This window comes from Comamonas sp. AG1104, from assembly GCF_003350425.1.
GTDB classification, from domain to species: domain Bacteria; phylum Pseudomonadota; class Gammaproteobacteria; order Burkholderiales; family Burkholderiaceae_C; genus Comamonas; species Comamonas testosteroni.
The window spans coordinates 374,874-396,381 of sequence record NZ_QQAS01000002.1; the positions used below are offsets into that span (position 1 = coordinate 374,874).

Annotated in this window: 20 protein-coding genes and 3 tRNA genes; 7 read left to right on the forward strand and 16 right to left on the reverse strand. The window is 61.9% G+C overall.

The features are described 5' to 3' along the window. Positions 1–3 precede the first annotated feature (3 nt). Both DFO48_RS06360 and DFO48_RS06365 read right to left on the reverse strand, forming a co-directional pair. Positions 4–909, reverse strand: coding sequence for an ABC transporter permease (locus DFO48_RS06360; RefSeq protein ID WP_114862883.1), 906 nt, complete (start codon positions 907–909; stop codon positions 4–6). Then, complete coding sequence (locus tag DFO48_RS06365) at positions 906–1,868, reverse strand: ABC transporter permease (protein ID WP_114862884.1); 963 nt, start codon at positions 1,866–1,868, stop codon at positions 906–908. The genes DFO48_RS06360 and DFO48_RS06365 overlap by 4 nt, the downstream gene beginning before the upstream one ends. 175 nt (positions 1,869–2,043) lie before the next feature. Between DFO48_RS06365 and DFO48_RS06370 the strand changes: the two genes are divergently transcribed. After that, positions 2,044–2,304: a YfhL family 4Fe-4S dicluster ferredoxin gene (locus DFO48_RS06370; RefSeq protein WP_003073919.1), complete on the forward strand. Its 261-nt coding sequence runs from the start codon at positions 2,044–2,046 to the stop codon at positions 2,302–2,304. Positions 2,305–2,384: 80 nt separating this feature from the next. Here the strand turns inward: DFO48_RS06370 and pth are convergent, their stop codons facing one another. The 7 genes from pth to DFO48_RS06405 all read right to left on the reverse strand — a co-directional run bounded on the left by pth (position 2,385) and on the right by DFO48_RS06405 (position 8,271). After that, positions 2,385–3,023: an aminoacyl-tRNA hydrolase gene (gene pth, locus DFO48_RS06375; RefSeq protein ID WP_114862885.1), complete on the reverse strand. Its 639-nt coding sequence runs from the start codon at positions 3,021–3,023 to the stop codon at positions 2,385–2,387. A gap of 128 nt (positions 3,024–3,151) precedes the next feature. Next, a complete protein-coding gene (locus tag DFO48_RS06380; RefSeq protein ID WP_003073917.1) occupies positions 3,152–3,775 on the reverse strand; it encodes a 50S ribosomal protein L25/general stress protein Ctc in 624 nt (207 codons plus the stop codon). A gap of 156 nt (positions 3,776–3,931) precedes the next feature. After that, positions 3,932–4,891, reverse strand: a complete 960-nt coding sequence (locus DFO48_RS06385) for a ribose-phosphate pyrophosphokinase (protein WP_003066035.1) — start codon at positions 4,889–4,891, stop codon at positions 3,932–3,934. 44 nt (positions 4,892–4,935) lie between these two features. Beyond that, positions 4,936–5,012 (reverse strand) — tRNA-Gln (locus DFO48_RS06390). 30 nt (positions 5,013–5,042) lie between these two features. Next, on the reverse strand, positions 5,043–5,906 hold the full coding sequence (ispE, locus tag DFO48_RS06395; protein WP_114862886.1) for a 4-(cytidine 5'-diphospho)-2-C-methyl-D-erythritol kinase: 864 nt from the start codon (positions 5,904–5,906) through the stop codon (positions 5,043–5,045). Positions 5,907–5,965: 59 nt separating this feature from the next. Continuing rightward, positions 5,966–6,487, reverse strand: a complete 522-nt coding sequence (locus DFO48_RS06400) for a lipoprotein insertase outer membrane protein LolB (RefSeq protein WP_003073915.1) — start codon at positions 6,485–6,487, stop codon at positions 5,966–5,968. After that, the gene (locus DFO48_RS06405; protein WP_003073914.1) at positions 6,484–8,271 is read right to left on the reverse strand and encodes a tetratricopeptide repeat protein; all 1,788 of its coding nucleotides are present in this window, start codon (positions 8,269–8,271) and stop codon (positions 6,484–6,486) included. The genes DFO48_RS06400 and DFO48_RS06405 overlap by 4 nt, the downstream gene beginning before the upstream one ends. A 50-nt stretch (positions 8,272–8,321) precedes the next feature. Here DFO48_RS06405 and mutM point away from each other — a divergent pair, with 50 nt between their 5' ends. From mutM to mutY, 3 genes are all read left to right on the forward strand, one after another. Next, entirely contained in the window at positions 8,322–9,161 is an 840-nt protein-coding gene (gene mutM / locus DFO48_RS06410) for a bifunctional DNA-formamidopyrimidine glycosylase/DNA-(apurinic or apyrimidinic site) lyase (protein ID WP_114862887.1), read from the forward strand. Between the two features lie 267 nt (positions 9,162–9,428). Further along, positions 9,429–11,426, forward strand: coding sequence for a dynamin family protein (locus DFO48_RS06415; RefSeq protein WP_114862888.1), 1,998 nt, complete (start codon positions 9,429–9,431; stop codon positions 11,424–11,426). Positions 11,427–11,430: 4 nt separating this feature from the next. Then, positions 11,431–12,498, forward strand: a complete 1,068-nt coding sequence (mutY, locus tag DFO48_RS06420) for an A/G-specific adenine glycosylase (protein WP_034348258.1) — start codon at positions 11,431–11,433, stop codon at positions 12,496–12,498. 64 nt (positions 12,499–12,562) lie between these two features. Here the strand turns inward: mutY and DFO48_RS06425 are convergent, their stop codons facing one another. The 7 genes from DFO48_RS06425 to DFO48_RS06455 form a co-directional block, all read right to left on the reverse strand. Continuing rightward, positions 12,563–12,844 carry a hypothetical protein gene (locus DFO48_RS06425; protein WP_003073910.1) on the reverse strand — a complete coding sequence of 94 codons (282 nt, stop codon included), beginning with the start codon at positions 12,842–12,844 and terminating at the stop codon, positions 12,563–12,565. Continuing rightward, on the reverse strand, positions 12,841–14,265 hold the full coding sequence (gene creD, locus DFO48_RS06430) for a cell envelope integrity protein CreD (RefSeq protein ID WP_003073909.1): 1,425 nt from the start codon (positions 14,263–14,265) through the stop codon (positions 12,841–12,843). The genes DFO48_RS06425 and creD overlap by 4 nt, the downstream gene beginning before the upstream one ends. Before the next feature lie 107 nt (positions 14,266–14,372). After that, positions 14,373–15,827 (reverse strand): two-component system sensor histidine kinase CreC, encoded by a 1,455-nt coding sequence (creC, locus tag DFO48_RS06435; RefSeq protein ID WP_114862889.1) that lies wholly within the window; start codon positions 15,825–15,827, stop codon positions 14,373–14,375. Positions 15,828–15,832: 5 nt separating this feature from the next. Further along, a complete protein-coding gene (locus DFO48_RS06440; RefSeq protein WP_003073907.1) occupies positions 15,833–16,516 on the reverse strand; it encodes a winged helix-turn-helix domain-containing protein in 684 nt (227 codons plus the stop codon). 29 nt (positions 16,517–16,545) lie between these two features. Beyond that, entirely contained in the window at positions 16,546–17,469 is a 924-nt protein-coding gene (rapZ, locus tag DFO48_RS06445; protein ID WP_003073906.1) for an RNase adapter RapZ, read from the reverse strand. A gap of 4 nt (positions 17,470–17,473) precedes the next feature. After that, the gene (recN, locus tag DFO48_RS06450) at positions 17,474–19,231 is read right to left on the reverse strand and encodes a DNA repair protein RecN (RefSeq protein ID WP_003073905.1); all 1,758 of its coding nucleotides are present in this window, start codon (positions 19,229–19,231) and stop codon (positions 17,474–17,476) included. 2 nt (positions 19,232–19,233) lie between these two features. Beyond that, on the reverse strand, positions 19,234–20,133 hold the full coding sequence (locus DFO48_RS06455; protein WP_003066061.1) for an NAD kinase: 900 nt from the start codon (positions 20,131–20,133) through the stop codon (positions 19,234–19,236). A gap of 29 nt (positions 20,134–20,162) precedes the next feature. Between DFO48_RS06455 and hrcA the strand changes: the two genes are divergently transcribed. The 3 genes from hrcA (at position 20,163) to DFO48_RS06470 (ending at position 21,492) form a co-directional block, all read left to right on the forward strand. Then, complete coding sequence (gene hrcA, locus DFO48_RS06460; RefSeq protein ID WP_003073904.1) at positions 20,163–21,170, forward strand: heat-inducible transcriptional repressor HrcA; 1,008 nt, start codon at positions 20,163–20,165, stop codon at positions 21,168–21,170. A gap of 52 nt (positions 21,171–21,222) precedes the next feature. Beyond that, positions 21,223–21,299, forward strand: a tRNA-Ile gene (locus DFO48_RS06465). Positions 21,300–21,415: 116 nt separating this feature from the next. Further along, a tRNA-Arg gene (locus tag DFO48_RS06470) sits at positions 21,416–21,492 on the forward strand. The last annotated feature ends 16 nt before the right edge of the window (positions 21,493–21,508 follow it).

Sequence of the window (21,508 nt, forward strand, 5' to 3'; positions counted from 1 at the left end):
GATTCAACGCTCGCGTGTCAGTCGGGGGTCCAGCAGGTCGCGCAAACCGTCGCCCAGCAGGTTCAGGCCCAGCACCGACAAGGCAATTGCCAGGCCGGGCCAGACGGCCAGCAGCGGCGCCTGGAACATCAGGGTCTGGGCTTCGCTGAGCATGCGCCCCCAGGATGGCTGGGGCGGCTGCGTGCCAAGCCCCAGATAGGAGAGGGCGGCCTCGGCCAGAATGGCCAGCGCAAACTGAATGGTAGCTTGCACGACCAGCACTGCCGCAATATTGGGCAGCACATGCTGCAGCGTGATGGCCGTGCGGCTCTTGCCGCAGGCTCTGGCGGCCAGCACATAGTCGCGGGCCCAGATGGCATTGGCCGAGGCGCGGGTGATGCGCGCAAAGGTGGGGATGTTGAAGATGCCGATGGCAATGATGGCATTGACCATGCCGGCCCCAAACACGGCCGTGAGCATGATGGCCGAGAGCAGGGCTGGAAAGGCAAAGGTGAAGTCCGCCAGTCGCATGATGATTTCTTCCACCCAGCCACGGCGTGCAGCGGCGACCAGGCCCAGCACCACGCCCAGCGCCAGTCCTATGCCCACGGCGATCAGGCCCACGGCAATCGAGGCGCGCGCACCGACCAGAATCTGCGAGGCCGTGTCGCGCCCGAAGGCGTCGGTGCCCAGCCAGTGCCGGCTGCTGCTGGCCTGCAGGGCGGCGTCCATGTCCACTTCATGGGCCGAGCCGGGCGTCCAGACAAAAGACAGCAGCGCGGCGGCAATCAGCAAGGTCGTCAGCAGGGCGCCGAGCACAAAGCTGCGGTGCTGCAGGGCGCGTCGGCCAAAGCCTTGAGGCTGTGCACGCGTGAAGGCGCGTGTCGGGTAGTTGGCCGCGCTGGCGCGAGTATCGGTCTGCCTGCTCATATATCGCCGGCCTTGATGCGGGGGTCGATGGCGGCATAAAGCACGTCGACGACAAAATTCACCACCACCACCATGGCGGCCAGCAGCAGCACGCAGTTGCGCACCACGATCACGTCGCGGTTGGAGATGGATTGAAAGATCAGCCGGCCCAGACCCGGCAGATAGAACACGTTCTCCACCACGATGGTGCCGGCCAGCAGGTTGGCGAACTGCAGGCCCATGACGGTGACGACGGGAATCATGGCGTTGCGCAGCACATGACGCCAGAGCGCCGCGCCGCGTGACAGCCCCTTGGCGCGGGCCGTGCGTACAAAGTCCTCGCGCAGCACTTCCAGCACCGCAGAGCGGGTGATGCGCGCCAGGATGGCGGCCTGCACCACGGCCAGCGCAATGGCCGGCAGCAGCAGTGCCTGCAGCGCAGGCCAGAAGCCGCCGCCGGCCTCCTCGCTCCAGCCCGGAAAGCCGCCGGCCGAGAACCATTGCAGCTTCACCGAGAACAGCAGGATCAAAAGAATCGCAAACCAGAAGTTGGGGATGGCAATGCCGATCTGGGCCAGGCCCATCAGGCCCACATCGCCCCAGCGCTTGTGGTTGGCCGCTGCAAACACTCCCGCAGCAATGGCCAGTACGGCGGTGATGCACATGGCCATGATGGCCAGCGGCACGGTGACCGCAAGGCGTTCCCAGACCAGCTCGGCCACGGGCGAGCCATAGACGTAGCTGTCGCCCATGTTGCCGTGCAGCAGGCCGGCTATCCACTGCCAGTAGCGCGTCAGCGCAGGCTGGTCCAGGCCCAGTTGCTGAACCATGGCCGCCACGGCCTCGGGCTCGGCGTCGGGGCCCATGAGCATCTGGGCTGCATCGCCAGGCAGGACTTCCAGCACGGCAAAAACCACGATGGAGGCGCCGAGCAATGTGGCGGTCAGCGTGAGCAGGCGTTTGAGCAAGAAGATGCTCATGGCGTGGGGCGTTGTTTCATCGTGAAGTGGGCTCAGGCACGGTGTTTGCGTGCTGCGCAGCATAGCGGCAATTGTGCCGCGTCCGGGAGGGGGCGGCTTTGTCCCGGGTGCTGCCATGTCTTGGGGAGCTTGGGATAATGTGGGCCGATACCGAGAACTGCACAGGAGCTGGCATATGGCATTGATGATTACCGATGAATGCATCAACTGCGATGTGTGCGAGCCCGAGTGCCCCAACGATGCCATCTATATGGGTGAGGAGTTCTACGAAATCGATCCGCACAAGTGCACCGAGTGCGTAGGCCATTTTGACGAGCCGCAGTGCGTGCAGATCTGCCCTGTGGCCTGCATACCGGTGAACCCAGAGTACATCGAAAGCCGTGAGGTGCTGTTCAAGAAATATGAGCAGCTTACGCAGGCCAAGAAAGAAAGTTAAGGCTTTTTGAGTCTGAATTCCTTGTATATCAAGCGCAAATAGCTCCTTATTCAGGAGCTATTTTTCATTCTGCCTCAGGTTCAGGCCTCGCCAGCTGCGGGCTGGGCGGCATCGGGCGCAGGCTTGCGGGGCGGCTTGGGGCGGGGCGTCTTGGTGGTGTGGATGGCCAGAGTGGCCTTGTCCATCTGGCCGGCCACCATCTCGGGCCAGGCCTTGAGCGAATGTGCGATGGCGTCTTCGATCAGCTTGAGCTGGTCGGGGGCCGGCTTTTTGAGCACCCAGCTGGCGACCTCGCCCTTGTGGCCGGGGTGGCCTATGCCCACGCGCAGACGCCAGTAATTGGGCGAACCCAGCTGGGCATGGATATCGCGCAAACCGTTGTGGCCGCCATGGCTGCCGCCGAGCTTGAGCTTGACCACGCCGGGCTCGAAGTCCAGCTCGTCATGCACGACCAGGATTTCCTCTGGCTGGATCTTGAAGAAGCGTGCCAGCGCGCCTACCGACTTGCCCGAGAGATTCATGAAGGTCTGCGGCTCCAGCAGCCAGACGGTCTGGCCGTGGATGCTGGTGCGGGCCATCAGTCCCCAGTAGCTACGTTCGGGAACCAGACTGACCTTGAGTTCGCGCGCCAGCGCATCAATCCACCAGAAGCCGGCGTTGTGCCGGGTGTCTTCATATTCAGGGCCGGGATTGCCGAGGCCGACAAACAGTTTGATCATTGCTGGATTATCTTCTTGCTAGCAAAGCTGGGCTGGCACGCTGGTTCTGCGTGGCCCAAAGAAAAAGCCCACCGAGGTGGGCCTTTTCTTGGAGTACAGCGGCAGCCGCTGTACCGAAGACACAAGAATTACTTCTTGCCCTTCTTGGCGGGAGCAGCTGCGGGAGCAGGTGCGGCGCCTTCGGCAGGAGCCACTTCGGGCAGCTTGATGGAGATCAGCGAAGGGTTCTTGTTGGCGCCACGCACCACAGCCTTCACGCCGTTGGGCAGCTTCAGAGCTTGCAGGCCCAGCACGGACTTGGAAGTCAGAGCGCTCAGGTCCACCTTGATGAACTCGGGCAGGTTTGCGGGTTCGCAGATCACTTGCAGTTCGTGCATCAGAGGAGTCACGGTGCAGTTCTCGCCCTTCACGGCGGGGGATTCAGCAGCGCCTTCGAAGTGCAGGGGCACGTTCATGTGCAGCTTGGTGTTGCCGTCAACGCGCTGGAAGTCGATGTGTTGCACCAGCTTCTTGTAGGGGTGGAACTGCACGTCGCGCAGCACGACCTTGGTCACTTGACCGTTGATATCCATGTCCAGGATGCTGGAGTGGAAAGCTTCCTTGTGCACAGCGTGCCACAGGGCGTTGTGATCGATTTCGATCAGTTGGGCTTCACCAGCACCGTAGACGATACCGGGGGTCTTGCCCGACAGACGCAGACGGCGGCTCGCACCCGTACCTTGCTTGGCGCGCTCAGTAGCGACGAATTGCATAACTAACTCCTAGATGGACGGACCGCGACCAGTCTCGCCCGATTGATAAAAGAATCTGCACCTTGCGGCAAGGCCGTGGATTCTTGCGGTGGCCTCGAAACGCTCAAACCTCCCGAAGGAGGTTTGCCTGGGCTCGAAGCCGAAAAACCAGAGATTTTAAGCGGTAAACAGACTGCTCACCGAATCACCTGTGGAAATGCGGTGAATTGTCTCGGCAAACAGGCCGGCCACGGACAGCTGGCGAATCTTGCCGCACTGCTGGGCTGCGGGGCTCAGAGGAATGGTGTTGGTCACAACCACTTCGTCCAGAGCGCTGCCGTTGCCGATGCGTTCCAGGGCCGGGCCCGAGAAGATGGGGTGCGAGCAGTAGGCGTACACGTTCTTCGCGCCGCGCTGCTTGAGCACTTCGGCAGCCTTCACCAGCGTGCCGGCGGTGTCGATCATGTCGTCCATGATCACGCAGTTGCGGCCGTCGATATCGCCGATCACGTGCATGACTTCGGACACGTTCGCCTTGGGGCGACGCTTGTCGATGATGGCCAGATCGCAGCCCAGTTCCTTGGCCAGGGCGCGAGCACGCACCACACCGCCAACGTCGGGGGAGACGACGATCAGGTCTTCGTAGTTTTTCTGACGCAGATCACCCAGCAGCACAGGGGTTGCGTAGATGTTGTCCACGGGAATGTCGAAGAAGCCCTGGATCTGGTCGGCGTGCAGGTCCATCGTCAGGACGCGCTCGACGCCAACGGCCTGCAGCATGTTGGCCACCACCTTGGCGGTGATGGGCACGCGGCTGGAGCGGGGGCGGCGATCCTGACGGGCATAGCCGAAGTAGGGGATCACGGCGCAGATGCGCTCGGCCGATGCACGCTTGAGGGCATCGACCATGACCAGCAACTCCATCAGGTTGTCGTTGGTCGGAGCGCAGGTGGACTGAACCACGAAAACGTCGCGGGCGCGAACGTTCTGCTTGATCTCGACCGCGACTTCCCCATCGGAGAAACGGCCAACGTCAGCAGCACCAAGAGAGGTGCCGAGGTGCTTAACAATCTCTTCGGCCATGCCAGCATTGGCATTGCCTGTGAAGACCATGAAATCAGAGTGATGTGAATGCATTGTGCGTCCCAGTGCTGTGGGTTGCTATGACGCAAGAAGATGTTTGGCAGGGGAAGAAGGATTCGAACCTTCGCATGCCGGAATCAAAATCCGGTGCCTTAACCAACTTGGCGACTCCCCTACACAGGCCTTTTGTCGAAGACAAACAGCCTTATAACTTGTTCTCTGGAATCCAGCTATTAAGTGGGTGTTTTTCCAGATTTCTGCAAACCTTGATCTGCCATGTGCTAGGAGCACAGCTCAAATCAATGCTTTGCGCTATCGGTGCAAATACCGCACTTCCAGAGCCCGTCATTCTAGCATGCAATTTGAGCGATTCGAGCCAGCTTCTGACTTTCATCACCTCGGGCTGCAAACCTTCAGCGACCGGCTGCAGGTCGTTTCGGCCAAAGCCGAAGTGATTTGCAGCGAAGTCCGCAACTATAGCAGGCTTTGTGTCGCGTTTCAGGAGCTCGCTGGAAAAAATCTTGCCAGTTTCCAAGCCCTGTTCGGGCTTGACCACCAGGAACTGCTGCTCCGGCAAGGCATTGCGGCCTGTCAGCGGGGTGATGATTTCGCCGATGCCGCTGACCCAGGCCGAGTGACCGCAGAGGAAAAAGGGAACATCGGCGCCGAGCTTCAAGCCTATGCTTTGCAGCTCCTGACGCGAGAGGTTCAGATTCCAGAGGCGGTTCAGCGCCATCAGCGTGCTGGCCGCATCGGATGAGCCGCCCCCCATGCCGGCCTGGGCGGGCAGGTGCTTTTCAATCCCTATGCGCACGCCTTGCGTGCAGCCTGTGGCTTGCTGCAGGGCGCGGGCCGCGCGTGTGATCAGGTCATCGGCAGGCAGGGCAACGCCGTTGAGGTCTTCACGGCTGATCTGGCTGCTGACCGTACGCTCGAAATGCAGCACATCATGCCAGTCGACGAGCATGAAGACGGACTCCAGCAGGTGATAGCCGTCAGGCCTGCGGCCGGTAATATGCAAAAAAAGATTGAGCTTGGCCGGGGCCGGCACGTCATAAAGCGAGTGCATGGCGTGTATGTATCAGTAGGAGAAAAACGGTGCAACGATAGCACCGGGTTGCCGGCCAGTCAGCGAGCGTCCTGATCGAGAACGATGCGCAAAGAGGCCTCGGGTGGCGGGCTGATGCGGTCGGCACGCAGGCGACCATCGCTGATGCGCGAAAGATCTGTCTGCCAGCCGGTCACGGCCGTGTCCTTGCCTTGCAGCCAGTCGAACAGTGCGGCGACGGGAATATCGCTGCCGGTCATGCGGGTGATGAGTTCAGGCAGGGAGTCTGACTGGGTGATCTGATCGCCTTGCTGCAAGGTGGCACCGGCACGCGTCCACTGCAGGCGGGCCATGATGGATCCCAACGGGTTGAAGACCAGCAGCGTGCCGCTCTCGGGCTGACCTTGCAGCTCAAAACCGGCGCTGAAGGATTGCTGCTGGGCATCCTGGACCTGCAGCGCCATGCGGCCGGACCAGTGGTGGCTGGCCGCCACATCGGGCTGCAACTGCCGTGCAGGTTGTGCGCAGCCGCCGAGCATGGCCGCTGCCAGAGCCAGTCCGAGGGCTGGAAGAATTTTCAAGAAAGTCGGGCTGCGCTTCATGGCGTCACTTTGAGGCGTTTGAGCGTTTCCAGCAAAGTGTCATTGCTGCTGTCTGCCTTCATGCCCTGGCGCCAGATGAGCTGGGCGCGGTCCTGCTTGCCCTGGGCCCAGAGGACTTCCCCGAGGTGGGCGGCAATTTCTGCATCCTGACGCGTGGCATAGGCCTGCTCCAGCAGTTTTTCGGCTTCGTCCAGATTGCCGCGGCGGAAATGCACCCAGGCCAGGCTGTCGGTGATGAATGGATCACCGGGCTGCATGTCCAGAGCGGTCTGGATCAAGGTCTGCGCTTCTTCCAGCTTGATACCGCGATCCGCGTAGGAGTACCCCAGTGCGTTGTACGCATGCTTGAAGTCGGGTTTGCGCTTGATGATGTCGCGCAGCAGGCGCTCCATCTCACTGAAATTTCCGGCTCTTTCCGCGAGCAAGGCTGTGTCATAGGCCAGCTCCACATCATCGGGTGCCTGGCTCAGCAGCTGGGCTTGCAGCGCATAGGCTTCCTTGTTCAGGCCGGCGTCGCGCAGCAGCTGCACCTCGGCAATCTGCTTGAGGCGCTTCTGGTTGGGGCCGTTTGCAGGAATGGCCTGGATCAGGGCGCGAGCTTCCTTCACCTTGCCCTGGCGAGCCAGCAGATCGGCGCGCCGGGCCTGCACGCTGAGCAGGTTGGCGGCATCGGGAATGCGCTGTAGATAGATGTCGGCTTCGTCGTAGCGCTGGCGCTTCTCGGCCAGATCGGCCCTGAGCAGATAGAGCTGGGATTCGCCAGCAGCGCGGCCCACACCCTCAGGCAGCTTGGGCAGCAGAGCGCTGAACTGTGTCAGGGAAACGTCGGCAGCATCGAGCTCGCCATCCTGCAATTGCAAATTGGCGAGCATGACCCAGGCTTCCGGAAATTCGGGTGCCTCGCGCGTTATGAGCTGCAGCTGGGTCTTGGCATCGGCATTGCGCTTTTGTCCCAGCAGCACGCGGGCATAGGTCAGGCGCAGTTGGGGCGAATGATTCTTTTCAAGATAGCGCTTGACCAGCGGCTCCACTTCGGCGGAACCCGATTCCAGCAGCTCCATGGCCAGCAAGGCGACGGCACCCGACTCGGGACCCAGCTTGGCGCCGTTCTGCAAGGCCTGCAGGGCGGCGGGCTTCTGGCCGGCGATCAGGCGCATATGGCCTATGGCGGCCCAGGCCATGGGGCCGTTCTTCGGGTCCTTGAAATCGATTTCCAGCGCTTGCTCGACCACATCGGCGGCCAGGGGCTTGTCCGAGGCATTGTTGTAGAGCTGGGTGATGGCCAGAAAAGTGGCGCTGCGATTGGCTTGCGGGGTCAGCTCGACCTCTCGACGCAGATAACTGCCCGAGTCTGCAATGCGGTTCATCACCACCAGAATGCGCAGCACCGCGCGGTTGGCATCGCGTGATTCGGGGTAGGCCTCCAGCCAGGCGCGGGCATTGCGCAGTGCGCGGTCGCCCGAGCGGGACTGAATGGCAAGTTCGGTGGCGCGGCGATAGAGCTTTTCGTTGTTGCTGCTGCGCGCGGCCTCCATCATCAGGGCCTGAGCGTCCGTCAGAGCACCTTCCTGAGCGGCCATCTCTCCGACCAGGATTTCGTAGAACAGCTCGGCAGACAGAGCTGCTTGCTCATTCTCACGCTCTGCGGCCTGTTCGAGATCGGTGCTTTGCTCGATCTTGTCCTGCCGGGATGGCGGGTCGACGGTCTGGGCGGATGCGATTGCCGATCCCATGGCCACAACGGCGGCCACGGCGAGTCCCTGAAAACGTAGAGGATGAACCATCGGCCCATAATAATCCAAGCTTGTTGAACACTTGGCGAAGAAGAGATTGCATGCCTGAGTTGCCCGAAGTCGAGGTTACGCGCCGCTCTTTTGCTGACCGCATTGCGGGTGCGCAGATTGAGAAAGCCACCTTGGGAAAGCCCCTGCGCTGGCCTCTGGGACTGTTGCCACAGGCACTGGCCGGCAGAGTCGTGCTGGGGGTGCGCAGGCGCGGCAAGTATCTGCTGCTGGACCTGAGCGAAGGTCTGCTGCTCATGCACCTGGGCATGTCGGGTAGCCTGCGCTTTGCGGGCCGCGACGAGGAGCCGCTGGGCACTGGCGGTGCGCATGATCACTTCGATCTGCAGACATCGCGCGGTTTGCTGCGCCTGCATGATCCGCGCCGCTTCGGTGCCGTGATCTATGTCCCGGATGAGGGTGATGCCCTGGCGCGCAAGCTGCTTGACCATCTGGGCATGGAGCCGCTGAGCGAGGGATTCACGCTGGATGCCTTTCAGGCCGGGCTGGCCGCCAGTCGCTCGCCTATCAAGCAGTTGCTGCTCAGCGGCAGCGTGGTGGTCGGTGTCGGCAATATCTATGCTTCCGAGGTGTTGTTTCTGTCGCGGATTCACCCGGCAACACCGGCGCGCGATGTGGGCAGGCGCAAGGTCAAGGTTTTGTATGAGGCCATTCGCACCGTGCTGGCCTTGGCGGTGGAGAAAGGCGGAACGACCTTGCGCGACTTTTCCGCAGCCAACGGCATGGAAGGGCACTTTCAGCTGGAGGCCCAGGTCTATGGCCGCGATGGCCAGCCTTGCTCGCATTGCGGCGCCGCCATCCAGCTCATGCGCCAGGGGCAGCGCAGCACCTATTACTGCGCCCGCTGCCAGAAAGCCGCGAAAACTCTCTGAATTTGATAGCTAATACCGCAGTTTGAGTATGCGTTCAGGCATGTTTTGACGTCACAATTTCATTTTGATGCTTGATATGCCTCAGGGGCGTTGCCAATGTCCAGGCACTGGCGCTGTTCTGCGTCGTTGTGCGCAGGTACTTTGCGACTAGATATATCAGGCCAGCCTCTGGAAGAGCCGTAGATGCTGTCAAGGGGCAATGCTATATATTGATCAGGCTGTCAGCCATGGCTGACACGGCGACTCAGACAAACAAGAGGGGTAGATGTGTCAGCTTCATTCAACGAGCAGTTTGGTCAGTATGGTGCATGGCGACGGGGCTTTGCCACCCAACTGCAGGAGCTGCGTGAATGGTTGATTGCCCAGGATCTGCTGGACGCCTCGGTGCAGGAGCGCTTGCAGAGACTGGAAGAGCAGGTGCGCTCGGACAAGGTCATGGTGGCCTTCGTGGCTGAGTTCTCGCGCGGCAAATCCGAGTTGATCAACGCTGTCTTCTTTGCCCATTACGGCCGCCGGCTGATGCCGGCCAGTGCAGGCCGCACCACCATGTGTCCAGCGGAGCTGGGCTGGGAGCCGGAGCTGCCACCCTGCCTGCGTCTGCTGCCCATCGATACCAGAGAGTCGCCGGAGAGCCTGGGCCAGTGGCGCATGCGCCCCGACGCCTGGGTGCAGCAGCCGCTGGATATCGCCGACGCGCAGCAGATATCCGACACGCTGGCCAAGGTGGCGGAGGTGCGCAAGGTCTCCATCGATCAGGCCAGGGCCTGGGGCTTTTGGCATGACGACGAGGCTGCCGACAACCCCATGGTCGATGCCGACGGCTGGGTTGAGGTGCCGATGTGGCGCCATGCCTTGATCAATATGCCCCATCCTCTGCTCAAGCAGGGACTGGTGATTCTCGACACGCCTGGCCTGAATGCAGTGGGGGCCGAGCCGGAGCTGACCGTCAATCTGATACCCCAGGCACATGCCGTGGTCTTTGTGCTGGGCGCCGATACCGGCGTGACCAAGTCCGACCTTGCCATCTGGCGCGACCATGTGCTGCCGGCAGGAGCCGGCAAGGTGGGGGGCGATGACGCCCTGGCTGCGTCGCGTCTGGTGGTGCTCAACAAGGTGGATACGCTGTGGGACAGTCTGAGTTCTGGCGCGCAGGTGCATGCCCAGTTGCGCCGTCAGCAGCAGGACTCGGCCCAGTTGCTGGGGGTGGCGCTGGAGCGCGTGCTGCCCATCTCCGCCCAGAAGGGGCTGGTCGCCAAGGTGGGGCGTAACGACAGTCTGCTTCAGGCCAGCGGTCTGCCCGCTTTTGAAGACCTTCTGGCCAATGGCATCATGGGGCAGCGCCAGAAAGTGCTGCAGGCCGCAGTGCGCACCAATGTGCAACAACTGCGATCGCAGGTGGAGCGCGTCATCAATATGCGCCGCGGCGATCTCGACGACCAGCTGGCCGAGCTCTGCGGCCTGCGCGGAAAGAATGCGACGGTGATTGCCGGCATGCGTTCCCGCATCGAGGCCGAGCACAAGGAGTTCGACCAGAGTGCCGGCCGCATCCAGGCCATGCGCAGCATCCATCTGCGCATGCTCAAGGAGCTGTTCCGGCTTCTGAGCTCGAGAACCTTGAAGGCCGAACTGTCGCAGCTCAAAGAGACCCTGGGTCAGCGCGGGCTCAAACTGGGCCTGCGCAACGTCTATGAGCAGACCTTCGGGCGTCTGCATGCCGTGGCTGCCAGGGTGCAGGTCCAGGCCGATGAAATCCAGACCATGATGAGTGCCTCGTTCAAGGAGCTCAATGCGGAGTTCGGCTTCTCCCTGCAGACGCCGCCGCAGCTGGTGCTGTCCGAGCTCAAGGACGACTTGCGCAGCATCGAGGGCAGTTACACCCAGTATCTGGGGCTCAGCAGTGTCATCAGGCTCGGCAGTGCCGACTTTTCGCAGCGCCTGATCAAGGCGCTGGCGCTGCGTCTGCGCACGGTGTTTGAAGCGGCATCGAACGATGTGGATATGTGGAGCAAATCACTGACTGCGCCGGTCGATGCACAATTGCGCGAACGTAAACGCAGTTACACGCGCCGCCTGGAGGCCGTGGACCGGATCAGCGGTGCAGCCACTGAGCTGGAGGAGCGCATTGCCGAGATGGAAAATGCGCAAGCCCGCCTGGGAATGCTGCAGACGCAGCTGATCAGCGCATCGGCACAACTGCTGGATCCGATTGCGGCCGAACGGCCGCAGGCCGTGTCCATGCCGTTGGACATCAACCTGGTAGCTTGAAATCTTGACTCTCCCTTCGATTGCCACAGCCGTAGTGCAGTGGCAGGCCAGCCATGGCCGCAATCATCTGCCCTGGCAGCAAACCCGTGACCCTTACCGCGTCTGGCTGTCTGAAATCATGCTGCAGCAGACCCAGGTCAGTACCGTGCTGGGCTACTACCAGCGCTTCCTGGATGCTTTTCCGGATGTGGCCAGCCTGGCTGCTGCTCCGCAGGATGCCGTGCTGGCGCTGTGGAGCGGCCTGGGCTACTACAGCCGTGCGCGCAATCTGCATAAATGCGCGCAGACCGTGATGGAGCAATGGGGCGGGGCTTTTCCGCAAACGGCCGAAGAACTGGCGACCCTGCCAGGCATTGGCCGTTCCACGGCCGGCGCCATTTCGTCGTTCTGCTTTTCCGAGCGGGTGCCGATTCTTGATGCCAATGTGCGACGTGTTCTCACACGGGTGCTGGCGTTCGATGCGGACCTGGCGCAGTCCAGAAATGAAAAGCAGCTCTGGGAACACGCCCAGCAACTGTGCCCCACCGAGAATCTGCACGAAGCCATGCCGCGCTACACCCAAGGCATGATGGACCTGGGCGCCAGCGTCTGCACATCGCGCAAGCCCACTTGCCTGGTGTGCCCCTTGCACTCCGAATGCCGGGCGGCCCGCGCCGGCAACCCAGAGAACTATCCCGTGCGCACGCGCAAGATCAAGCGCAGCTCCGAGTCCTGGTGGCTGCTGCTGGCGGTGGATGCACAGCGCCGCGTATGGCTGCAAAAGCGTCCGCAAGCCGGTATCTGGGCCGGGCTTTACAGCCCGCCGGTCTTTGAAGACTACGCGGCACTGCAAAGCCATGCGCAGGCCGCTTGGTCTCAGGACGGGACCCGGGGCTGGCAGGATCTTCCAGGCTTTCTGCATGTGCTGACCCACAAGGATCTGCACCTGCATCCGGTTCTGGTGCCCGTCGATCAGGCGCATGCAGCCCTGGTGTCAGAGGTCGATGAATCGTGCTGGGCGGATGCAGCGGCCTGGGCCGAGCTGGGTCTGCCGGCTCCCATCCGCAAGCTGCTCGATGCCGAGCTGGCCTGAGCGCCTGCCGCATGAATGAAAAAAAGGTGACGGCCGGCGTCACCTTTTTTCATGGCTGCAGATTTCAGAAGCGCAATCTGGGTATCAGCATGGAGCAGCGCAGCCCCATCAAGGCCAGCCACAGGGCCCTGGCCTGCGGGTTGCTGCGCTGTGCCTGCAATTGCCGGCCGGCGGCCACCACCTGCTGGCGCAGGACTTGCTGCGCGCTGCGGTCGCCCTGACTTTGTGCACTCAGCCAGAGTTGCTGGTACTGCTGCACGCTGAGCTGGCAAGGCTGGCCGAGCAGATGGCGCGACGAGGTGTTCAGCAAGGCCTGGGCCTGCGGGGTGTGCCGTGACTGGTTCATGCGGCCTCCTCTTGTTTCGAAGACTTGCTTGGCGCTTCGCTCTCGCTGCGCCCAAAGGCATACCAGTCCACATGACGGGTGCAGACCATGACCAGGGCCAGCACGCCGAACAGGGCGATGGAGCCGACGACCAGAGCGGTCTGCTCCAGCTGCAGCAGCACATACAGCAGGCCGTACAGGGCCGAAATGGCAATCGCGAACGGCAGGCCGCGCCTGATGCTGCCCAGAATGTGGCTGGCATAGAAGGCCAGCAGAGCCACGCAGGAACTGGCAGCTATCGCATAGGCCGTGGCAAAGCCCAGGTGTTCGGACAGGCTGATGAGCAGCAGGAAGAAGCTGCACAAGGCCGAGCCGACCAGCAGGTACTGCACGGGGTGAACGCGCAGCTTTTTCATGACTTCGAACAGGCCGACCGCGACAAAGGTCAGGATCACAAAAAGAATGCCGTATTTGGTGGCGCGCTCGCTCAGCGAGTAGACATTGACGGGGTTGACGAACTCCGTGTCCATGGTTTCGAGGCAGGGGCCGCTGTCGTCATGGCCACGGGCTGCAGAGGCGGCATAGGTTTCCGAGCTGCCCCAGTAGCCGGGGCTGCAAAGACGTTGCTGGCGGGTGAAGGCCGTGCTGGCAGAGGTGGCCAGCGAGGACAGCTCCCAGCTGGCGGTGAAGCCGCTGTCCGTCACCTCGCGTCGGCTGGGTAGAAAGCTGCCGCCAAACGAGGGGTGGGGCCAGTCAGCTGTCAGCGTGACCTTGCTTTCCGTGGCGATGGGGCTGAAGGCGAGCTGCTCGGTGCCCAGCAGTTGCAGCTTGAGGTCCAGGTTCAGGGCTTGGCCTTTTTTCAGCAGGCTGGCGTCAATCTCTGCCTGAATGCCTTTACCGTAGCGCTCCAGCGGCGTGCCGGATTCGACCGCCAGATCCTGGCCGTTGGCCTGCAGCGTCGCGCTGCGGATGCCACGGGGGTCGCTGAGCGCAAATGCCACAAGGACCTTCTTGCAGCGCACCACGGCGTTGGGCTCGCTGGGCTTGGGCAGCTCCGCATACTGCGCGGCGTTGGCAAAACCGGCTGATATCTGGTCGTGCAGCACATAGGTGTTGATATGGTGCAGGCCGCGCGAGCGCTCTTCCATCTTGGCATTGGCGTCGTGGTTGAGCGTGTCGGGCAGCAGCATGCGCTGGAATTCCCGGGTGCTGTATTCGATTTTCTTGCCGTTGGTCGTGCTGGTTGTCTCCGTGCAGTTCTGCACCAGGGCAGGACCAATCAGCGTCTGCGTGCCGGCCAGGCTGGAGACCACGCTTTGCACGGCGTAGTCGCGGTTGCGGATGCGGTCTTTCACCACATCCTGAATCATGGACAGGCCGGCCATGAGCAAGGCCAGAACGATCAGCAGTGAGACTGTCTTGAACAGCAGTCGGTTTTTCATGCGTGCTCCTGAATGAGGGGTTTCAGGACGCAGTGTCGGCAGCGACTGTGTGGACGCAATGAAGTCTGTGAAGCGGGTGTGAAGTCCTGGCCGAAAGCCTTGGTTGCTCAGCTTTGGGGAGCGAAATCCAGTGTCACGACAAGGCCGGGGTGACGATTGCGTACCTGCATGCTGCCGCCATGAAGATGCATGATGCGGGTGACGATGGACAGGCCCAGCCCGGTGCCGCTACGCTCTCCGTTGGGTCTGGGGGTCGTGAAGAAGCGCTCGCCCAGGCGGGCCAGCAAGGGCTCGGCAACACCTGGGCCCTGATCACTGACGGTGATGCGGTGCGGAGCCAGCTCAAGCTCGATCACGCTGTTCTCTGCAGAGAAATCCAGGGCGTTCTGCAGCAGATTGCTGATGGCCAGGGTGACCAGGCCGGGCTCCCAGGGGCCGCTGCTGTCCACGCCACTCAGGCGCATGGTCATGCCGCGTTGCTCTGCATGGCTTTGCAGGGAGGCCATGGCTTGCCGGGCACATTCCATCAGGCTGCAGTCATGGCTGGTGTCCAGTTGCTGGCGCTGCTCCAGACGGCTGAGCTGCAGCAGCTGGTCGATCAGGTTCTGCAGGCGCAGGCTCTGCTCCACCACCTGTCTGGCAAACATGGCCCGGTCCTGGGGCGGCAGCTCTTCCTGCAGCAACTCGCCCGCGCCGCGTATGGCGGCCACCGGGCTTTTGAGTTCGTGGGTCAGGGCGCGTACATAGCCCTCGATATAGTCGCGCCCTTCCAGGCGCTTGCGCATATTGTCCATGGCCTGGGCCAGCTCGCCGAGCTCGCCGGGCATGTCGGGTATGGCCGCAGGAGCAGAGGCCTGTGCGGGATGGGCAGACTCGTTGAGGGTGGGGGCCTGTACATGCTGCGCATAGTTGCGCAGCCGGCGCACGTGAAGCACGAACCACCAGGTCACGGCACAGCCCACACCGGCGGACAACAGCACAAACAGCAGGCCGCCGCGCAGAATCTTCTGCTCCGCGCCGTCGACGATTTTCTGTACCGAGCTGGAGGGCTTGGAGGCGGTCAGCACCCCGGCAATCTGGCCGTCCACCATGATGGGCGCGGAGACATACATGACGCTGCTGGATTCGTCCTCCTTGACGGCGCGCGTGGTGCGTGCGCCATATTCACCGCGCAGCGTCAGATAGACATCGCGCCAGCGCGAGTAGTCGGCGCCCTGGTCCCTGCCCTGGGAGTCGAACAGCACCATACCCCGGGCGTCGGTGACGGTGATGCGCAGATCCAGCGTGGTCTTGCGTGTGTCCCAGATCCAGGCCTGTATCGGCTTTTGTGTGTAGCCCTGAAGCTGAGCAGCAAACGTGCTGTCCGCACCGGCTTGCAGCCGACCTTTTTCCATGTCGGCACTGGCCAGTGTGGCAAGCGCATAGGCGGTCTCCACCAGCGTGTCCTCGGTCACCTTGCGCACGCTGGGCTTGATCTCCACCATGAAGACGCGCAGCACGAAAAAGGCGGCCAGACCGTTGATCAGGAAGAAGGCAAAGAAGAGGCGCAGGCCCAGACGCATACCGGCTATCCGGGCTGGTTCAGGCTATAGCCCAGACCGCGGTGGGTGACGATGAGCTCCTGATCGGGCAAACGCTCGCGCAGTTTGGCGCGCAGGGTCTTGATGTGGGTATCCACCGTGCGGTCCGTGCTCTCGCTGTCCAGCCCCCAGATTTGCTCCAGCAAGGCGTCGCGGCTCAGGATACGGCCTGCCGCGTTGACCAGGCTCTGCAGCAGCTGATATTCGCGCCTGGTCAGATCCAGCGCCTTGCTGTGGATCAGAGCTCGTTGTCCTTGCTCATCTATTTGCAGTGCTTTCGCAAGCTGGGCGGTCGCTGCAGGCTGAAATTGCCTGGAGCGACGCAGCAGGGCTCGGGTGCGCGCCAGCAGCTCGCGGGGGCTGAAGGGCTTGGTCAGATAGTCGTCCGCGCCCAGTTCCAGGCCCAGAACCTTGTCCATCTCCTCGCCTCTGGCACTGAGCACCAGTACCGGAACAATGGAGCCGGCAGAGCGCAGCTCGCGGCACCAGTCCAGGCCGTTGCCGTCGGGCAGGCCCACATCCATGAGCAGTACATCAAACGCTGTCCTGCTCCACTGCTGACGCGCATCGGCAATCAGCAGGCTGTGGGTGACGGCTATGCCCTCGCGCTCCAGAGCGTAGCAAATCGTTCTTGCAATGGCCGGGTCGTCTTCGAGCAGCAGCACCTGCATGGCTGACGTCTGAGGGCTGAGCATGCGGTTCAGCTGATCGGCTGGATGGCGTCCGGGGCCAGAAACTGCTGCGAGACCTGGATGAATTTGTCACGAAAATCCAGTGATCGGTGGCGGCGCACGGTGGGCCAGTGCTTCTCGAAATGCTTGGCCAGGGCTTCGACGAGAAAGACCGAGCGGTGCTGCCCGCCCGTGCAGCCTATGCCCACGGTGACATAGCTGCGGTGATCTCTGGCCAGCAGCGGCAGCCAGCGTTCGAGGAACTGCTGTATATCCAGTTGCATCTGCTGCACCTCGGGCAAGGCGCCCAGATAGTCGGCAACCGGCTTGTCCAGGCCCGTCAAGGCACGCAGTTCATTGTCGTAGAAGGGATTGGGCAGCATGCGCACGTCAAACACATAGTCAGAGTCTGTGGGCATGCTGTGCTTGAACCCAAAGGACTGGAACATCAGCGTCATCTGCCCTGTGGGTGCTTCGATGATCTGCTTGATATAGCTTTGCAGCTGCGCCGACTTGAGGTCGCCTGTGTCGATGACGATGGAGCGGTCGCGCAGCAGGCCCAGCAGCTCGCGCTCCTTTTCAATATCGAGCTCCAGTGCCTGGCGCTCGTTCGTCTGGGAGCCCGGAGACAGAGGGTGGCGTCTGCGGGTTTCCGAAAAGCGCCTGATCAGAGTACTGCTGTCGGCATCGAGAAAAATCATGCGTGGCATCAGCCCCTGCTTTTTCAGGCGACGCAGCTGGTCAGGCAGCTGAGGCAGGCCCTTGGCGCTGCGTGCATCCATGGCGATGGCCACTTTCTCGTCCTGATGGTTGAGCTTGAGCTCCACAAAGGATTGCAGCAGTTCCGGGGGCAGGTTGTCGACGCAGTAGTAGCCAGCATCCTCCAGCGCATGCAGCGCAACGGATTTGCCCGATCCGGACATGCCGCTGATCAGAACAATCTCCATGGACATGATTTCAAACTCCTCTGACTTTGCCGCTTTTGCGTGCTGTAGTGCTGGCCTTGGCATTTCGGGCCTGGGTGCCCGATGGGCGCAGGGCGATGCTTGCGACCTGCTTTGCAGGCAATCTTGCCATGGCCAGCATTTCTCTGGCATGGGCCATGGTTGCTTCGGACAGGTGCTCGCCGCCCAGCATGCGGGCCATCTCCATCTCGCGCTCCTCGCCCGCCAGCGGGTCCACGCTGCTGATGGTGGTGTTTGACTTGGGGCGCTTGGTCACCCGGTAGTGCTGGTCTGCATAGGCAGCGACCTGGGGCAGGTGAGTGACGGCCAGCACTTGGCGCGAATCGCCGAGCGAGTGCATGAGGCGGCCCACGGTTTCGGCCACCGCTCCACCCACGCCGGAGTCCACCTCGTCAAAGATCAGGGTTCCGGCCTGGCCCAGTTCGCTGGTGGTCACGGCAATGGCCAGCGAGATACGTGACAACTCGCCGCCCGATGCCACCTTGGCAACGGGTTTGGGCGTGGCGCCGGTATGGCCTGCAACCAGAAAAGTGATGCTGTCCATGCCGGCGGGACTGGCTGCATCGGCATGCTCCAGCTGCACCTCAAAACGGCCGCCCTTCATGCCCAGACTTTGCATGGACTGGGTGATGGCGCGCGACAGGCGTGGTGCTGCCAGGGTGCGCTGCTGCGAGATTTTGCGCGCCTCGGCCTGATATCTGAGGTGGGCGGCCTGCTCTTTGGCGCGCAGCCCCTCCACATCGACGGCAGCATCCAGTTGGTGCAGCTCCTGTCTCCAGCCTTCGAGCAGGGCGGGCAAGTCCTCGGGCGTGCGCTTGTAGCGGCGCGCCAGCTGCATCCACAGCGACAGACGTTCATCGAGATCGGCCAGCAGCTCGGGGTCCAGATCGGCGCGGCGCAGATAGGCCTGCAGCGAGTGACGGGCATCGTGCAACTGGGCCACACAGGAGCCCAGTACGTCGGCAATGCTCTGAAACTCGGGCTCAAGGTGCTCCTGGTCCTGCAGCATGTGGTGGGCCCTGCCCAAGGGGGTGGCCGCTCCCGCATCGTCATCCTCCAGCAGTTGCAGGCAGGACTGGGCCGAGTCCATCAGGGTCTGCGCGTGTGACAGACGTGTGTGCTGGGCATTGAGCTCATCCCACTCTTCGGCGTGCGGCGACAGCTTGTCCAGTTCGGAAATCTGCCATTGCAGGCGCTCTCGTTCGCGCTGCAGATTGTCCTGGGCCGAGAGCGCCTGCTCCAGAGCCTGATGATTCTGGCGCCAGTCCTGCCAAAGCGATTTGAGCTGGGTCGTTTCAATGCCGCCGTAGGTATCCAGCATGGCGCGTGCTGCGTCCGGGCGGGTCAGGCTTTGCCAGGCATGCTGGCCGTGAATGTCGATCAGCTGATCGCCCAGATGGCGCAGCTGCGTGGCCGTGGCGGGCGATCCGTTGATCCAGGCACGGCTGCGGCCCAGGCTGTCAATGACGCGGCGCAGCAGCAAATCCTGTTCCTGCGCAAAACCCGACTCTTCCAGCCACTCATGAAGATGGGGTGGGCAATCGAACTCTGCGCAAATATCGGCCTGAGGGCAGCCTTCGCGCACCACCTGTGCATCGGCTCGTGCGCCCAGCACCAGTTGCAGAGCGTCGAGCATGATGGATTTGCCGGCCCCGGTTTCGCCGGTCAGCACCGTGAAGCCGGTCTGCCAGTCCAGATCGAGTGACTGGACAATCACAAAGTCCCGCAGGACGATGCGCTTCAAGGCCATGGTCAGACGCCTCCCTCGTTCCAGCCCAGCTTTTTGCGCAGGGTGTCGAAGTAATTCCAGCCCTTGGGGTGCAGAAAGTGCACGCTGTGATCGGCGCGCGTCACCAGGATGCGGTCGCCATGCTGCAGCGATTTCAGTGACTGCATGTCAAAGTTCGCGCTGGCGTCGCCTCGGCCGCCCACCACCTCGATAGTCACTTCCTGGGCGTCGGAGAGCACGATGGGGCGATTGGAGAGGTTGTGCGGCGCTATGGGCACCATCACCCAGGCCGGAATCGAAGGGTGCAGCATGGGGCCGCCGGCCGATAGCGCATAGGCGGTGGAGCCCGTGGGGGTGGCTACGATCAAGCCGTCCGCGCGCTGGTTGGAGACAAAGCTGCCGCCGACCTCAATGCGCAGCTCCACCATGCCCGAGGTCGAGCCACGGTTGACCACCACATCATTCATGGCCTGGGCTTCAAACACGCACTGGCCGTCGCGCATGACGCGAGCATTCATCAGGGTGCGTTCGTCTTCCTCGTACTCGCCCTGCAGTATGGGCGTGATGGAGGCTTCGAATTCATCCAGGGCGATATCGGTGACAAAACCCAGGCGCCCCTGGTTGATGCCGACCAGCGGCGTGCCATAGCGCGCCAGATGGCGGCACACGCCCAGCATGGTGCCGTCGCCGCCCACCACCAGGCCGAGGTCGCAATGCCTTCCCAGGCCGTCCACGTCCATGCTCGGGTAATCGGGCAGGCCCGCGTAGATGGCGGACTGGGTATCCAGAATCACCTCACAACCCAGGCTGCGCACGTAACCGGCAATCCGTTGCAGCGCTTCGCTGGCTGCATCGGACGGAACGCCTGCTGCGGGTGTGTGGTACTTGCCGATCAGGGCAATATGGTGGAACGTGGATGTCATCTGGGAAATTACATCATTAAAATGAAATCATGCTCGACGAACGTGCCAAGTTATTGCTCAAAGCGCTGATCGAGCGTTACATCGCTGACGGTCAACCAGTCGGCTCGCGCACTCTTTCACGTGCATCCGGGCTTGAATTGTCGCCTGCCACCATACGCAATGTGATGGCCGACCTGGAAGAGATGGGTCTGATCATCAGCCCTCACACATCGGCAGGCCGCGTGCCGACAGCCAGGGGATACCGCCTGTTTGTCGACACCATGCTGACAGTGGATCGCAGCGATCTTGTAACGCCCGGCCTGATGCCTGAACAGCCGCAGAAGGTGATTGCCAATGCGGCCAATCTGCTATCCAACCTCTCCCAGTTCGTGGGTGTGGTCATGGTGCCGCGTCGCAGCTCCGTCTTCAAGCATATCGAGTTCGTGCGCCTGTCGGAGCGGCGCTTTCTGGTCATCATCGTCTCGCCCGAAGGCGATGTGCAAAACCGTGTGATCTTCACGGATGTGGATTACGAGTCCTCGCAACTGATAGAAGCCTCGAATTTCCTCAATCACCATTACGCCGGTTTGACAATGGAGGAGGTGCGCTCGCGGCTGCAAACCGAGGTGGAGCAATTGCGGGGTCAGGTTGCCAGCCTCATGCAGGCGGCGGTGAATGTAGGCACTGAGGTCATGAGCAACCATGATCGCGAGGATGTGGTGATCGCCGGCGAGCGCAATCTGCTGTCCGTGAGCGATTTTTCCAGCGACATGGGCAATCTGCGCCGCGCTTTCGACCTGTTCGAGCAGAAAACGCAAATCCTCAGGTTGCTGGACTTCTCCAATCAGGCCGATGGCGTGCGCATCTATATCGGCGGCGAGAGCCAGACCGTACCGTTTGAAGATCTGTCCGTAGTGAGTGCTCCCTATGAACTCGACGGCAAGGTGGTCGGTACCTTGGGGGTCATCGGCCCCACGCGCATGCACTACGACAAGATGATCCAGATTGTCGATATCACATCCAAACTGGTGAGCAATGCTCTGAGCCACAAGCGTTAGGCCCTACAATGGCGAAGTTTTTCTGGTGGCAGCCACGGCTGTTGTCAGTGTTGGGGCGTTAGCTCAGTTGGTTAGAGCAGAGGACTCATAATCCTTTGGTCGTCGGTTCAAGTCCGCCACGCCCTACCAAGCTGCATGAAAGCCTGCCGTCTTCATCGATGGCAGGCTTTTTCTTTGTATGAACGCGAAAAAGTTGTCGATTTGGTCAGAGAGCCGTTTTTGCACTGCTAGAATACAACCCTGTTGCGGCTGTAGCTCAGCTGGATAGAGTACTTGGCTACGAACCAAGGGGTCGTGGGTTCGATTCCTGCCAGCCGCACCAAAAAACGTCAAGCCTC